This window comes from Bacillus sp. Marseille-Q1617 (assembly GCF_903645295.1).
GTDB lineage: Bacteria > Bacillota > Bacilli > Bacillales > Bacillaceae_B > Rossellomorea.
In genome coordinates, this window is record NZ_CAHJXM010000001.1 from 297,785 (window position 1) to 313,516 (window position 15,732).

The 15,732-nt window shown below is 44.1% G+C and carries 12 protein-coding genes; 7 read left to right on the plus strand and 5 right to left on the minus strand.

Features of this window, described 5'->3' with window-relative positions:
- The first annotated feature begins 69 nt into the window (after positions 1–69).
- From HWX64_RS01555 to HWX64_RS01570, 4 genes are all read left to right on the plus strand, one after another.
- A complete protein-coding gene (locus tag HWX64_RS01555) occupies positions 70–2,244 on the plus strand; it encodes a beta-propeller domain-containing protein (RefSeq protein WP_175986687.1) in 2,175 nt (724 codons plus the stop codon).
- A 129-nt stretch (positions 2,245–2,373) separates the two neighbouring features.
- Complete coding sequence (locus HWX64_RS01560) at positions 2,374–3,978, plus strand: mechanosensitive ion channel (RefSeq protein ID WP_175986689.1); 1,605 nt, start codon at positions 2,374–2,376, stop codon at positions 3,976–3,978.
- A 379-nt stretch (positions 3,979–4,357) separates the two neighbouring features.
- Positions 4,358–6,040, plus strand: a complete 1,683-nt coding sequence (locus HWX64_RS01565; RefSeq protein WP_175989583.1) for an ABC transporter ATP-binding protein — start codon at positions 4,358–4,360, stop codon at positions 6,038–6,040.
- Entirely contained in the window at positions 6,033–7,814 is a 1,782-nt protein-coding gene (locus HWX64_RS01570; RefSeq protein WP_175986691.1) for an ABC transporter ATP-binding protein, read from the plus strand. The genes HWX64_RS01565 and HWX64_RS01570 overlap by 8 nt, the downstream gene beginning before the upstream one ends.
- A 440-nt stretch (positions 7,815–8,254) precedes the next feature.
- Here HWX64_RS01570 and HWX64_RS01575 read toward each other — a convergent pair whose 3' ends face one another.
- Positions 8,255–8,677: a pyridoxamine 5'-phosphate oxidase family protein gene (locus HWX64_RS01575; RefSeq protein WP_175986693.1), complete on the minus strand. Its 423-nt coding sequence runs from the start codon at positions 8,675–8,677 to the stop codon at positions 8,255–8,257.
- 175 nt (positions 8,678–8,852) lie between these two features.
- Here HWX64_RS01575 and HWX64_RS01580 point away from each other — a divergent pair, with 175 nt between their 5' ends.
- A complete protein-coding gene (locus HWX64_RS01580; protein ID WP_254871102.1) occupies positions 8,853–9,518 on the plus strand; it encodes a uracil-DNA glycosylase in 666 nt (221 codons plus the stop codon).
- A 66-nt stretch (positions 9,519–9,584) separates the two neighbouring features.
- Here the strand turns inward: HWX64_RS01580 and HWX64_RS01585 are convergent, their stop codons facing one another.
- Complete coding sequence (locus tag HWX64_RS01585; RefSeq protein WP_175986696.1) at positions 9,585–9,833, minus strand: alpha/beta-type small acid-soluble spore protein; 249 nt, start codon at positions 9,831–9,833, stop codon at positions 9,585–9,587.
- A 184-nt stretch (positions 9,834–10,017) separates the two neighbouring features.
- Between HWX64_RS01585 and HWX64_RS01590 the strand changes: the two genes are divergently transcribed.
- Together HWX64_RS01590 and HWX64_RS01595 are read left to right on the plus strand one after the other, a co-directional pair.
- Complete coding sequence (locus HWX64_RS01590) at positions 10,018–11,475, plus strand: sodium:alanine symporter family protein (RefSeq protein ID WP_175986698.1); 1,458 nt, start codon at positions 10,018–10,020, stop codon at positions 11,473–11,475.
- A 144-nt stretch (positions 11,476–11,619) separates the two neighbouring features.
- Entirely contained in the window at positions 11,620–12,789 is a 1,170-nt protein-coding gene (locus HWX64_RS01595; RefSeq protein WP_175986700.1) for an acyl-CoA dehydrogenase family protein, read from the plus strand.
- Between the two features lie 45 nt (positions 12,790–12,834).
- Here HWX64_RS01595 and HWX64_RS01600 read toward each other — a convergent pair whose 3' ends face one another.
- The 3 genes from HWX64_RS01600 to HWX64_RS01610 form a co-directional block, all read right to left on the minus strand.
- The gene (locus HWX64_RS01600) at positions 12,835–13,911 is read right to left on the minus strand and encodes an aromatic acid exporter family protein (protein WP_175986702.1); all 1,077 of its coding nucleotides are present in this window, start codon (positions 13,909–13,911) and stop codon (positions 12,835–12,837) included.
- 118 nt (positions 13,912–14,029) lie between these two features.
- Positions 14,030–14,356: a cyclic-phosphate processing receiver domain-containing protein gene (locus HWX64_RS01605; protein WP_175986703.1), complete on the minus strand. Its 327-nt coding sequence runs from the start codon at positions 14,354–14,356 to the stop codon at positions 14,030–14,032.
- Between the two features lie 208 nt (positions 14,357–14,564).
- A complete protein-coding gene (locus tag HWX64_RS01610) occupies positions 14,565–15,500 on the minus strand; it encodes a glycerophosphodiester phosphodiesterase (RefSeq protein WP_175986705.1) in 936 nt (311 codons plus the stop codon).
- Between the last annotated feature and the right edge of the window lie 232 nt (positions 15,501–15,732).

The following is a 15,732-nucleotide window of genomic DNA, read 5'->3' on the forward strand; positions in this document are numbered from 1 at the left end:
AAGAGTGCTGTAACTTTCTTCCACACCGCACGTCTAATGTAAAAATAGACTAAAAGGTGGGTCAAACTTATGAAAAAGACGTATCTCATTATTCTTGCAGGGTTCATATTGTGCACTACTTTCGGACTGTTTCTATATTTTCAGAAACCGACCGTCATGGCAGAGGGGAGTCTGGATGGCAAGCTTATCGTGATGAATGAAAATTCATGGACCCTTCAATTTTCTGAGCGGGTCAGGGAGAGTACGATCAATAACAAGAATATTGTTGTGAAGGATTCAGAAGGTCATGCTGTGGCAGTCACCTTCGAGCTAAGCGACGATCGTAAAACACTTACTATTCATCCCCCTGCCGGCGGTTATCCGGAAGAACCCCGGCATTTTACACTTTCCATCACTTCCGGAGTCAAAACAAATCTTGGTTTCTCCTATGATGGGGATACTGAGTTCACCTTTGCCGTCACGGAAGATATCCCGTCCATTGCCTCTAAGGAAGAGCTTGCCCAATATTTTCAAACGATCATAAAGAAACAAAAATTGCAGCAGAGACATTCAGAGTTCAGTCTTTTTGGGAATAGCAACACTGAATCATCTGAAGATAAGGCAGCATCCGCGGGGGGTGAAAGTTCAGGGTCCGAGCACTCAGAAACGAATAATCAAGTCCAGGGTGTAGATGAAGGAGATATCGTCAAAACGGATGGAACCTATATATACCAAGTGGTGAATCAACAGCTGGTCATTTCAAGAGCAGTTCCGGCTGACAGCATGAAAATGGTCTCCCGATTGACATTCAAAGAAAACATCCAGCCGCAGCATTTATTTTTAGAAAAAGACAAGGTGGTGATCATCGGGAACAGCTGGTCCCATGAAGCGGTGGAAGCCACTGAGAAAATCATGCCGCGACCGATGAATGGGTCTACTGTCGCGATGATTTATGACATCTCCAATAAAGAGAAACCGTCGCTTGTGAGAAAGGTGGCAGTGGAAGGCCATTATATGACCTCCAGGAAAATAGAGGACACCCTTTATTTTGTATCCAGCTTATATCCTGATTATTGGCTTGCCGACAAGAATCCCGAAGTTGATTTAAGACCAAGGGTGATGGATAGTGCGGAAGGTGAGGAAGTCAAAGCGATTCCGGCAGCCCGCATAAACTATTTTCCTCAATCAATGCAGCCGAATTACACGATGATTGCAGCGCTGGATATTGAAAATCCGAAAGCGGAATTTAACGTTCAGTCGTATTTAGGGAGCGGAAATGGCATTTACATGTCAAAAGAAAATCTTTATATAGCCGTGGAAAAGATGGAAGATCCCGAAAGGTGGGACGTCTCGAGTACCGAGGTGTATAAGTTTGGAGTGAAGGATTCAGAGATTACGTATAAGGCCTCGGGTAAAGTGCCTGGAAGGATACTGAATCAGTTTTCCATGGATGAGCATGAAGGATACTTCCGGATGGCAACTACTGATGGAGAGGTATGGAATGATGATAAACCTTCTTCAAACGCACTATACATTTTAGACGAAAACATGAAGAAAACAGGTGAAGTCACGAACCTTGCAAAAGGGGAAAGAATCTACTCTGTGAGATTCATGGGTGATAAGGCATATATCGTCACCTTTAAACAAGTAGATCCACTGTTTGTCATCGACACGGCGGATCCGGAGCAGCCGAAGGTACTTGGGGAATTGAAGATCCCTGGCTTCAGCACGTATCTTCATCCGATCGATGAAAACCATTTAATCGGTTTCGGGTTCGATACCAAGATCATGGATGACGGAAAATCATTTAACGAGGAACCCCGAATCATCCGGAGCGGGATGAAACTATCATTATTTGATATTACGGATTTTCATAACCCTAAAGAAGCAGACACTGAAATCATCGGGGGCAGGGGAACACACTCTTATCTGCTCGAAGATCATAAAGCGCTTTTCCACGAACCTTCCCGTAATTTATATGGATTCCCTATTTCGGTCTATCATGACAAAGAGGGAAGTGAGTACGAACAGGTATTTGATTATCAAGGAGCGCTTCTTTACGAAATCACCCCTGAAAAAGGCATTGAACGTAAGGCGAAACTGGCAGAGGACGATCAAAAACAAAAAGATGTCTATGAAAATTGGGAAAATAATATACAGCGCCTGCTCTATATAAATGATACCGTATACACGTTATCCAATAGTAGAATTGATGCATATTCCTTGAATGATTTTACAAAGGAAAGCTCTTTGCTCCTTCAATGACCGATGAACAGCCTCCAATAGGTAATTAGGAGGCTGTTTCTATGTCTTCCTCCAGATGTTTTGAAAAAAAATCTCTGGGTACATTAAGTATGAGATTCAGAGATTTCAAAATTGAAAGGAGCAAACCGAATGAATAGTAACAATATCACGCAAGAATGGTACTCATATCTAGGAAAATTACCAGATCTTCTTCTGGCATTGCTCGTATTATTGATCGGCTGGATCATTGCGAAGGCAATTGAAAAAGCTGTTTACGGTCTTTTGAAGCGAGTGCATTTTGATGACAGGCTTCATTTTGGAAAACCGAATGGAGAACGGAAATGGACATCAGAGAAAGTCATCAGTAAGATCGTGTACTTTATCATTCTGGTGTTTGTCTTTATTGCTTTCTTTAATATGCTGGATTTAAACTTTATCGCTTCTCCGCTTGTCGGAATGCTGACTACGATGGCTGCAGCCATTCCGAATGTATTGAAAGCTGCACTCATTTTATTACTAGCCTGGGTGGCTGCCTCTCTTCTTAAGATGCTGATCGAGAAATTAGGTAATCGTCCATCCGTGAAAAATGCTATCCTCCGATCTAAACTGGCCAAAGATGAAAGTGATGTACATCGTTATGTATACACAGCAGCGCGAATCGTCTTCTATCTTGTGCTATTAGTATTCCTTCCGGGTGTGCTTGCAGCCCTTAACATTACAGGGGTTTCAGGTCCATTCACGGAAATGCTTCACAGCTTCCTTGCATTCATTCCAAAACTGTTCGCAGCAGCGATTATCTTCATTGTCGGCTGGTTCGTCGCAAAAATCGTACGCGACATCGTAACGAATTTCCTGGCTGCGGTCGGAACGGAAAGAGCGGCTGAACGTTTTGGGATCAGCAAACTATTCCAAGGGACGACCGTTTCTTCTGTAATTGGAACAATCGTTTTTGTACTCATCATGATTCCGGTGACAATTTCAGCCCTTGATCAACTCGACATCAGAGGGATTTCTGAACCGGCAATCAATATGCTGAACGCTGTATTGGTGATGCTTCCAAACATTGCGATAGCGATTGTCCTGATCCTTGCGGGAGTCTGGGTCGGAAAATGGGCAGGTGCCTTGGTGTCGCGCTTACTGAACAGAGTGGGCTTCAATTCTCTTCTAAGGAACATGGGAATCGGCCGTAAGTCGACAGCTGACACGACTTTGGATACACCTGCAAATTCCTATATGAACCTATCAGGCCTTGTTGGAAGAATCGTTCAAATCATCATCATATTCTTATTTACCGTCGAAGCTCTGCAAATCGTTAAATTGGAATTCCTTGTGGCGCTTGCGACAGGCGTACTTGCGTATTTACCGAATGTACTTGCGGCTGTCATCATCCTTGGTGCAGGACTTTACCTCGGTAATCTAGTGAAAAATATCATGTCCAACGTACTGAGCGATAACTTCCAGGTCCTTGCGACCATCACGAAATATGCCATCATCGCTCTGAGCTTCTTTATGGCACTCGATCAATTGAAAGTGGCCGATTCAATCGTCAACATCGCATTTATGCTCATCCTGGGAGGGCTTGCCTTAGCCTTTGGATTGGCATTTGGACTTGGAGGAAAAGAATTTGCAGGAAAATATCTTGCAAAACTGGACCGTAAAATTGAAGAAGAGAAGAACATGCCGAAGCATAACAAACCAAATATCAATAAACCTGATATTGGTGGGAACGACAACCTTCCTCCTCATAATCTGTAAAAAAATCTTTATATACAAAATAAAACCGCGTAATCCCGGAGTGGGCCTGCGCGGTTTTGTTTTTTTGTGTGCTTTAATCCATTAAAGAGGTGAGGGACGGGCCTTTAGCGAGCTAAAGGCCCGTCCCTCACTGAGTTAAAGTGGTGATGAATTTCCAATCTTAACCTGTTCCACGTGAAACCTTCGTCACTTTTGAGGTTTTAAGTCTGCCCGGCAGCCGGTCTGCATACTCCCGCTTCCCAATATGGATTCTTCAAACTACCACCCATCATAAAAAAGCGATATCATGATACATATATACATATGATAAAGAACGACAGCGTGAGGGGTGTGTGTGTCTTTGAAGGTTATTGGTTTTTTGAAACCTTACCGGTGGGCGATGGGGATTGCTTGGACGTTGATGCTTGTCGAGCTCACGGTGGAGCTTTTGAATCCTTTATTCATGGCAAAAATCATTGATCAGGGAATCATGAAGGAAGATATGGATGTGGTGCTCTTATGGGGCGGAATCATGGTTGGAATGTCATTTCTTTCTTTTGTTTCCGGCGTCACGAATTCTTTTTTTGCTGCCCAGACGAGTCAGGGGTTCGGTTATGACGTAAGGGAAAGTCTATATAAGAAAATCCAGTCGTTTTCTTTTGCGAGTTTCAATAAGCTGCCGTCTTCTTCGCTCATCACGAGGATGACGAATGATGTGAGACAGCTGCAGAATACGATTTTCATGAGTTTGAGGATCATGCTGAGGGCTCCTTTGCTTGTCATCGGATCAACCATTATGGCGTTAATTGTGAATGCGAAGCTCGCCCTGGTTTTGATCATTGTGATTCCGGTTCTATGGATGTTTTTATTATGGGTCCTTAAACGGGGCTGGAGTTTATTTGAAAGAGTGCAGAAGCGACTTGACCGGGTGAATGAAGTCATGAAAGAAAATCTTTCGGGCATCCGGCTGATCAAAGCATATACAAGAAGCGAATATGAAGAAAAACGATTCCACGGCGCCAATGAAGATTTGAAGGATAAAACGGTGAAAGCTCTGAGATTTATGGAAATCATTATGCCTCTGTTGATGCTCGTGATGAACCTGGCCATATTGATTGTGCTATGGTCGGGGAGTATAGAAGTGACTGGCGGGGGTGCCCAGGTGGGGGAAGTCGTAGCGATCGTGACATATGCGACGAGGATTTCTTCCGTGTTTTCCATCTTTTCTTTTATCATTACAAGCTTTTCAAGAGCCCGGGCATCAGCCGATCGAGTGGCAGAGGTACTGAATACGGAAGTTGATTTGAAGGATGGGGATGAAGCTGAACTTGATAACAAAGTCATCAGCGGAGACATCTCGTTCGACAGAGTCTCTTTTCAATATCCTGAAACGAGGGGCAGGGTTCTTCAGGATGTCTCTTTTTACGTGAGAGCAGGAGAGACAGTATCTGTTTTAGGGGCGACCGGATCAGGGAAATCCACTTTATTTCAGTTGATCCCGAGGCTCTATGACACGACAGAAGGAGAAATTAAGATAGGCGGCCATTCCATCCGGTCTATCACTCTCGAGAATTTGAGGAAAGCAATCGGGTATGTTCCCCAGGAGGCAGTCCTTTTTTCGGGTTCTGTGAGAGAAAATCTTTTATGGGGAAAAGAAGAAGCTTCTGAAGAGGAAATGATCCAAGCGGCAAAGGATGCTCAAATTCATGACACCATTGAAAGCCTGAAGGACGGGTATGACACGGCACTTGGACAAAAGGGAGTGAATCTTTCAGGAGGCCAGAAACAAAGGCTTTCGATTGCGAGGGCCCTGATCAGAAGGCCGAAAATCCTGCTGCTGGATGACAGTACCAGTGCACTTGATTTGAAAACGGAAGCGAAATTGCTCGAAGCGATCAAAAAGTATGAATGCACCATCATCATCATAACGCAAAAAATCAGTACAGCGATGGAGTCGGATACCATCTTGCTGCTGGAAGACGGAGTGATGATCGGGAACGGCTCTCATAAAACCCTTCTGAAGGAATCACCTTTATATCAGCGGATTTATCAATCTCAATTCGGGGAGGTGCACCATGTCTAGGCATATGAGAAAGAGACTTGGTAAGGGTGACAAGGCAAGGGATACAAGAGGCACACTGAGCAGGTTATGGACGTACCTTTCAAAAATGAAAGGCTTGCTCTACCTGGTCATCTTGATGGTTCTCATCAGTTCTGCCGCATCCCTGCTGGGTCCATTTTTAGTGGGGATGGCGATCGATGAATACATTGTCACCAAAGAAGCCTCCGGGATCATCGGGCTGCTTGCAGGCTTGATCATTGTCTATATCCTTCACTCTGTGTCTGTCTGGTATCAGAACTATTGGATGATCGGCGTGGCGCAGGACACCGTCTACCGGCTAAGGAAGGATTTGTTCCACAGGCTGCATCTCCTGTCGATCCCATTCTTTGATAAAAGAAAGCATGGGGAGCTGATGAGCAGGGTCACCAATGATATCGATAATGTCAGTAATACCTTGAACAGCTCATTTATCCAAATCATCTCCAGTGTACTGACACTCATCGGAACGGCAGCTGTCATGCTGTGGCTGAGCCCCCTTTTGACACTGATCACGCTTACGATTGTCCCGCTGATGGTGCTCGGCATGAAGTGGATCACGAAAAGGACGGGTCCGTTGTTCAAACAATATCAGCACCATATCGGTGAGCTGAATGGATATATCGAAGAAACCATTTCAGGACACAGCATCATTAAAACATTCTCGCGGGAAGATACTGCGATTGAAGAATTCAAGGGGAAAAATAAGCAGCTCCGTACTGCAGCCTATTGGGCGGATACGTATTCAGGGTTCATCCCGAAATTGATGAATATGTTGAACAACCTCAGCTTTGCAGTGATCGCCGGTGTCGGGGGGATCTTTGCACTCAATGATATGATCACCATAGGTGTGATTGTCATTTTTGCCGAATACGCCCGGCAGTTTACACGGCCGCTCAATGAACTTGCCAATCAATATAATACATTGTTGTCCGCAATTGCAGGGGCGGAGCGTGTATTTCAGATCATTGATGAAGATGAGGAAGCAAGGGACGAAGGGAAGGCAGCCGATATAAAGACATTGGCCGGAAAGATTGAATTCCGGGAAGTATCCTTTTCTTATGGGAAAAGTGATTCCACCCTTCAGGAGGTCTCGTTTTCAATCAGCCCCGGTGAAACGGTGGCGCTTGTCGGCCCGACCGGTGCAGGGAAGACGACGATTACGAATTTATTGTCCCGTTTTTATGAGCATAACGAAGGAAGGATTTTGTTGGACGGACAGGATATCGAGACCATTACGCGTAAAAGCCTCCGAAGGCAGATGGGATTTGTGCTTCAGGACACGTTTCTCTTTCAGGGCACCATCCTCGAAAATATCCGGTACGGAAGACTTTCTGCAACCGACCAGGAAGTGGTGGAGGCAGCCAAGTTAGCGAATGCCCATTCCTTTATCGAAAAAATGCCTCAAGGTTATAAAACTGTATTGAGACAGGACGGCAGCGGAATCAGTCAGGGGCAGAAACAGTTATTATCGATCGCGCGCGCCATCCTCTCCGATCCAGCGATCCTGATCCTGGATGAAGCGACTTCGAGTATCGATACAATCACTGAACTGAAAATCCAGGATGCTCTTAAAAATCTAATGAAGGACCGGACGTCCGTAGTGGTCGCCCACAGGCTCAATACGATCCGTCAGGCCGATCAAATTCTGGTGCTTGATCAAGGGCGGATCATTGAAAAAGGCACCCATGAAGAGCTTCTTGGGCAAAAAGGCTTTTATCACGGACTCTATCACAGTCAGTTGAAGGAAACCAGTTAACAACGAAGGCCCGTCCCTCACTGCTTTATAGCAGCGAGGGACGGGCCTTTGCATTGAATGGACAAAGCCCCCGGAAGCGTCGGCGCTTCCGGGGGCTTTTTAACTTGAGTGAGGGGCTGACCATCCTGTCAGTACTCCCTCTGTTATGCCTTTTATCGGACAAGGCATGCTCTGTAACTTGCAACATCACAAGTAATATATTTATATCTTTAAACGTATTCAGATAATAAACAGCCGCGGGCAATTCCTTGAGTCGTTTGATAAACCTAAACGACGTAAGCCCTACCTCTCTTACATCCTAACGGCTCCGAAGCCGATCCAGTGTGAATAAGTTGCATATCAAAACAGAATAGAATTACAGATTATCTGTTCTAGTCGTTTTAATTATGTCACAAGTTAACAATAACTAAATATATCACGGTCTAAACGGTTTGTCAACTTTATAATTCCAGTGTGTGCGGCGATCCCTCATCGTCATTCATCAATCGGATGGTATCGGCTGTAATTTTCAACACAATATAATTGGGATCATCCTTGCCGTCAAACCACTTCTCCATATGATCATTCCACAGCTTATCCTTATACTCCCGGGATTCCTCGATCGATGCCTTTCCTTGTATTTCTAAGAACGTATCCCCATACCCTTCACCTTCGTAACCGAGAAGGATGTGTACATTAGGATTATCATCGATTTCTTCCGTCTTATGCGTTTCTTTGCTGGTAGGCGTAAAAAGAGTCAAATCATCATTGAAAAAAGTCATGTAGCGGGAATGCGGCTTGTTCCCTTTCACCGTTGCAAGCGTCCCCACCTTACTATCTTCAAGAACCTTCAAAATTTGCTGTTTAAGTTCTGTTTGGTTCATCCTCGCCATCTCCTTATTCTGGTATATCCATACTATTCCTTATCAAAAGTAGAAATAAACATACGGATGTGTAAAGGGGGAGCTGAGATGGGTATAAAGAAACTAAAAGACAGAAGCCCGTCCCAGATCACGTTACCGCGTCACCGCAGCGAGGGACGGGCCTTAATAAAGGATGATGAATGTGCTGCCGAAGGATTTAGTTGAACGCTGCAAGAAACGAATGGAGCCCTATAACTGTGAAGGATTTGTGTACGGACGCGGTCCAAGGAATCCAGAGATCATGATCGTAGGAGAAGCGCCCGGGGAAACGGAAATCCATAATGGTATCCCGTTCAGCGGAAGGGCGGGGAAGGTCTTGAATGAGTTCTTTGATTACGTAGGTGTTTCAAGGGATGATATCTATTTTACCTCGACCGTAAGAAGCAGACCTTACAAAATCGTTCCCAAAAAAGCGGGGCCGAATGGTGAAATCATAGAAAAGAAATATAACAGGGCGCCGAATATGAAGGAGCAGATTGCTCACGCGCCCATTGTCGATTATGAAATTCAGCATATTAACCCCAAGCAAATCGTGACCTTGGGAAACATTGGACTGCAAAGGTTATTGGGTAAAAACTATAAAATCTCAGAAGTCCATGGAAGGCTGATCCAATCACCTGTCAGACAGCTGAAGGATATGGAAACGAATGAATGGACGCTCAGTGATCAGGAATACTCGATATTTCCTACCTTTCATCCCGCGTCCATCTTTTACAACCGGTCCCTGCTTGAAAAGGTATATGAGGATTTGGATGAGCTGAAAAAAATCTTGAAGAGAAAGAATACAGGGCTGAAACCATAATACTGGTTTAGCCCTTTTTCATTGTTCACCTCAGGCGACAGGCATTTCCACAGACTAACAAGTTTTTCATTTCTTATTCAAATTTTCCTGCGCCATCTTCACTAATTCCTTGACCATATTTCCACCCATACTGCCGCCGATCTTCCCTGCTTGTTTAGATGTCAGCTTCCCATTATACCCCTTGTCCAGCGGGATTCCCTGTTCCCGGGCGGCTTCAAACTTTGCTTCTTTTGGGTCATTCACTCCTGAAACCCTCGCTTTCAGCTGGTCCATCGCTTCACGGGCTTCTGGTACTAATAGTTTTCGTCTCGACATATTTAATCCTCCTTTACCTTTTTAGATTGCCCAAAAAATTTTTTTATACAGGCCGGGACTTGTCATATATGGGTTTTCTGGTATAACGATTTTTTTACGGATAAAAAAAGATTGTCTAATTTGTGTCAAATAAAATATAATTCTTAATAGTTAGATTATTTTAGAGGGAAAAGGGGGAAACACTGTGGAAGAATTTGTAGGCAAATTGGTGGGCATTCTTTGGTCACCTGTCATGATTTACTTTTGTTTAGGTGTAGGTCTTTTATTTTCTATCTTAACAAGGTTTTTGCAGGTGCGTCTCATTAAGGACATGGTAGTACAGATGTTCAGGGGGAGCAGCTCGAAAGCAGGGGTGTCCTCATTCCAGTCACTGGCGCTTTCGCTGTCAGGCCGTGTTGGAACGGGGAATATCGCGGGTACTGCAACGGCTATCGCGTTTGGAGGACCGGGTGCGGTATTCTGGATGTGGGCCATCGCATTTATCGGGGCCAGCAGTGCCTTTATCGAATCCACGCTTGCACAGATTTACAAAGTAAAACAGGATGGTGAGTACCGAGGGGGGCCGGCCTACTACATCGAAAAAGGAATCGGCTGGAAATGGTATGCCGTTTTATTCTCTCTGGCCACTTTACTTGCAATCGGGGTATTAATGCCGGGGATCCAATCAAATTCCATCGCGTTGGGACTTGAGAATGCATTCGGTCTCAGTACAACTGTCACTGGATTGGCACTCGTTGCACTTTTAGCTGTGATCATCTTTGGAGGGGTCAAGCGAATTGCCATGGTAGCGGCTTACGTCGTTCCATTCATGGCAATTGCTTATATTCTTTTAGCCTTGGTGATTGTGGGGATGAATATCGCTGAGATCCCTGCTGTAATCAAACTGATATTCAGCAGTGCCTTTGGAGCGGATGCTGCATTTGGCGGAATTATCGGTAGTGCGATTGCATGGGGAGTAAAACGCGGAGTCTATTCAAACGAAGCCGGTCAGGGTACCGGACCGCATCATGCCGCGGCTGCTGAGGTTTCCCACCCTGCCAAACAAGGCTTGGTGCAGGCATCTTCTGTTTACATTGACACGTTACTCGTTTGTTCGGCAACAGCATTCATGATTTTATTTACGGGAGCCTATAATGTAGAAAAGCCGGATGGAACAAGGATTGTTACAAACTTGGAAGGCGTTGAAGCGGGTCCTGGATACACGCAGGCTGCGATTGAATCCGTCATCCCGGGATTCGGTGCCGGATTCGTAGCGATTGCACTATTCTTCTTTGCCTTTACAACAATCATGGCCTACTACTATATGGCTGAAACGAATGTCGCTTATTTATTAAAAGGGAAAAACGCCAAGCCGGCCATTTTCATGCTTAAGTTTGTCCTTCTTGGAGTCACGTTCTACGGAGCTGTCAAAGAAGCCGCACTTGCCTGGGCCCTTGGTGATATCGGTCTTGGAATCATGGTATGGCTGAACTTGATCGCCATCCTGATCCTTGCGAAACCTGCGCTTCGTGCCCTGAAAGATTACGAAGAACAGAAGAAGCAGGGACTGGATCCAGTTTTTAACTCCACAAAACTGGGAATTAAAAACGCTGAGTATTGGGAACAGGAATATAAGGTGGATAAAGAAGAAAGTGCTTCATAAATAACAAAAAGAACCTGGCGCATGTTACATCATGCAGCAGGTTCTTTTTTTATTCTGATCGGTTTAGTAGGACAAAATCTTTGAGTCGCGAAAGAAGATTGATTATCATAGAAGTAAGTTACTTGCTGTCTAAGGAGGATCCAAATGGATTTATATGAACCCTATCTTCAAAATAAACGTCAGCGGAAATTGCTTGAATTAACCGGTAAGCTCGCAGATTCTTTTGCAAAACGTGCTGAAAGTTACGATCGGGAAGAGGCGTTCCCTTTTGAAAATTATTCTGATTTAAAGAAAGCTGGTTATGCTTCATTAAGTATCCCAAAGGAATATGGAGGGGAAGAGATCAGCTTGTATGAATTGGTGATGCTTCAGGAAAGACTTGCAACAGGAGATGCGGCAACTTCACTATCGATTGGATGGCATTTGGGAGGTCTGATGGAACTGACGGAAAATCGGCCATGGAAAGAAGAAACATTCAAAAGCCTATGTACCAAAATCATTGAAAATCATGCGCTGATTAACCGTGCGGCAACTGAACCGGCGACAGGAAGTCCGACACGCGGGGGACTGCCTGAAACAAAAGGAATGAAAACCGGAGAGGGATGGACGTTAACCGGGCGTAAAACCTTCACCTCAATGGCGAAAGCGTTGGATTACTCTTTAGTCTCAGCGAGAATCGGGGACTCAGAAGAAAAGGGATTCTTTCTGGTTGACCATTCATTACAAGGTGTGACGATAGAAGAGACTTGGGATACCATTTCCATGAAAGGGACGGGGAGTGATGATCTTGTCTTACAGGAAGTTTCACTTCCTTTCGGTGCATTGGTCGAACGTGACAGCGACAAAACGGATGACGGGGAAGGACTTCCAAAAGCATGGCTCCTGCATATCCCTGCCTGCTATATTGGTGTGGCGATTGCCGCAAGGAATGAAGCCATCCGTTTTGCGAAAGAGTATTCACCTAACAGCCTTCCCGGACCTATTAAGGACGTGCCCGAGGTTCAAAGGAAAATCGGTGAAATCGAATTGGAGCTCTATAAAGCAAGGCAGATTATGTATTCAACCGCTGATCGGTGGGTGAAGGAACCGGATAAACGCGCAGAAATGGCAGCAGAACTGGCTTCTGTAAAGCATATTGTAACGAACAGCGCTTTTCAGGTTGTGGACACTGCAATGAGAATTGTCGGAGCTAGAAGCCTCTTCAGGTCAAACCCGATGCAGCGTTATTACCGCGATGTAAGGGCCGGCCTTCATAATCCCCCGATGGATGATATGGTCATATCCATGCTTGCCCGGAGAGCGTTAAATGAATAAATGCAAAAAAGGATCGCTTGAGGAGAAAGATGCCCAGCGATCCTTTTAGATTTCCAATGTTTTTTCCAAGACATTTTGATGTTGCTTTTCGAGTACGTGCAGTTCATTTAATTCTTCCAATAAGTCATGGATGGACAGCAGTTCGTAAAGTAAAACGGTCTCGCACGAAAAATGATGCCTGATCGATTGAAAAGGCTTATTGTGCAGATCATCATGATCCTCCCAAAATTCCTGGAGCAAATCCTTCATCAGGATGAAATGCCCCTCCTGCATGTCGTAAGAAGGCTGATACATGATATTTTTAAGAGAGTGAACAGCCTGAAGGATCTTGTCCTTCTCTTGTGGGGTAAAGGACTCGTTTTGGACCGGAAGATAAATGAGATTTCCGATATGAAAATGGATTTGCCGCAAAAGATTCAGCTTCTTGAATTGGTAATGGTGGTTCCGCAGATCTTTACGGCTTGAGCGGTGAAGCTTCATTTCTTCTTTCTCATATTCACATAGCATATTCGTTTTATCAATTTCACGAGTGATGTCATTAAATATCAGCTTGGTGTCACGATGCAAAGAGTGACCTTGAAGGATTTCATTCCCTCTTTTTTCCAATAAATTTCCGGTCTTCACATATAAGTCATGGATGTTCCTGCTGATAATCGGTGAGTATTTAGGAGGCAAAATCCACAGATTCACCAAAGTAGAGACGATCAGCCCCAGACTGGTTGTCCCAAGTCTGATGAAGAATGTTGCTATGTAATGATCATGAATGGTCGGGATCATCGCAATTCCCGTTAAAGTGGCCACGAGTATCCCGGCATCCAACCGCAGCTTGTGACAGGTGATGATCGTTAATATGGCGACAAGAGCATACGTTATCGCGTGATCTCCCAGTAAAGGAGAAATGATTACAGCAAATAAGGCACCGATAGCGGAGGCAGGAAAACGTATAAACGCTTTTTTGATTGAATCAGCTGCAGTTGGCTCAATTGTGACAATCGCCGTAATGACTGCAAACATTGCCGGCCAATTTAACAGTTCACAGACAAAAGCCGTCAAAAAAACCGCAATTCCGGTCTTCGCGATTCTTCCACCCGCAAACCTGAATCTTTTAAGGAAATTCATCATCTACTATCCTTTCTGGAAAATATCTCTTCTACTCATTATAATGAAAATCACCGGAAAAGAAAAAAAGGTTAAAAACCAAAAAAGAACTGCTCAAAATGAACAGTTCTTTTATATGAAATTATCTAAGAGGTAACGGACGGAGTGAAACACGGATCGTCCGAGGCATTAAATTATCATTTTGAGCCTCTTTCAAATACCTGAACATTTGTTTACCAGCAACAGAGTTTGCTGAGTGAATCGTGATGGATTCAGCGAACAATTGATGTTTAACCATGTAATGCACAAGCATGAGTCCATTTCTCGTTTTGCATTCCAAGTCATGATCCAATGAAAGATGAGAGATAGAAAACCTCTTAAGCAGGTCGATACATTCATCGATGTCTTTCGCAAGAATGTAACCTTGGGGACAGTGTCGATAATCATCTAAAAACACATTTACTGTCATAATTATTCTACTTTCGTTGATTTGACTTATCTTCACCCTAACAGACTATTGGAGATACTTATATAGGTATAAAGGGCTACGAGGCGTATATTGTTATTGTACAAGTATGATAAATGTCTATATATGAAGCTTGAAAATATGTTGAAGTTTCAGTGTTGGAAAAGATTTTTGTAGAAAACTTGCAACTTCAAGCTCCATTCCTAATTATCTATTTCTCCAGAATTTCCAAAAGAAGGTCAGGGCGGTCCGTTATGATTCCGTCTGCACCAGCTTTAATCAACCTTTTCATCGTTTTTTGATCATTGACGGTCCAATAATGGACAGGAAGATGTAAGCGGTGGGCCCCTTTAATGAGCTGCCGATCGGTTAAGTCAACTTCCCCCTTTTGCAGCGGGAGCTGAAATGCATGCACTTTTGGTTTGTAAAGATTCCTCAAGAAAAGCTTGTGCAGAATAACAAATTTTTTCACCTCTTGTGTTCCTCCCTGGACGGCTACACGACCTTCAGATCGTTCAAGGAAGCGATCGATGATGCTCTGATCGAAAGAAGCGATAAGCACATTGTCCTCCATACCGTATTCCTCTATCAGTCCCATCAATTCTTCAATTATTTCATCCACTCTTTCACGCGGATTGTCATCTTTAATTTCGATATTAATTTTCATATGGGGGAAACGCTGAAATACTTCTTCAAGGGCAGGGATATAAACACCTTTTCCCCGATAAGAAAAATCCCCGTCAGCATCCTGAAAATGATAGCCTGCGTCTAACCGCTGAAGGTCTTTCAATGTGTAATCAGCCACAAATCCCTGTCCGTCTGTAGTGGCATCAACCGTAGGGTCATGAATGGTCACAAGATGCCCATCCTTTGTAATATGTATATCCGTTTCTAGGACATCGACCCCGAGCTCTTCAGCATTCTGAAAGGCTTCTATTGTATTGCCTGGCGCAAGAAGCTTGCCGCCTTGGTGGGCAATTACAAGGGGTTTGTTTTGTCCGCCTTCGAAAAACGGATAGGTTTGTCCCTGATCAGGCGGAAGGAAATAGGCAATGCAGAAGAAAATTCCTGTGAAAAGGATCAATAAGATAAAAAAGATCGATTTGGTCCGTTTTGGCTGGGAGGTGCTGGGTTTAATGTAGTTCATAGACAGTCATCCTTTATTAAAGTAGTTCGAGTGAATTCTTCTTCCTTAATACTTATTAGAAGACTGGGCGGGACATGAATGGTTTTTTTATAAAATTTTTGCTTCTGCTCAACAGAGAAGGTGATTTCCACTCCCTTACCTTTTCTGCAGTGGAAACGAACAGTTATCGGCCGAAGTAAATGCAAGGGAGTATGAAAAGATTGTGACTATTGTAAGTGTTTTTTCTTTTTGG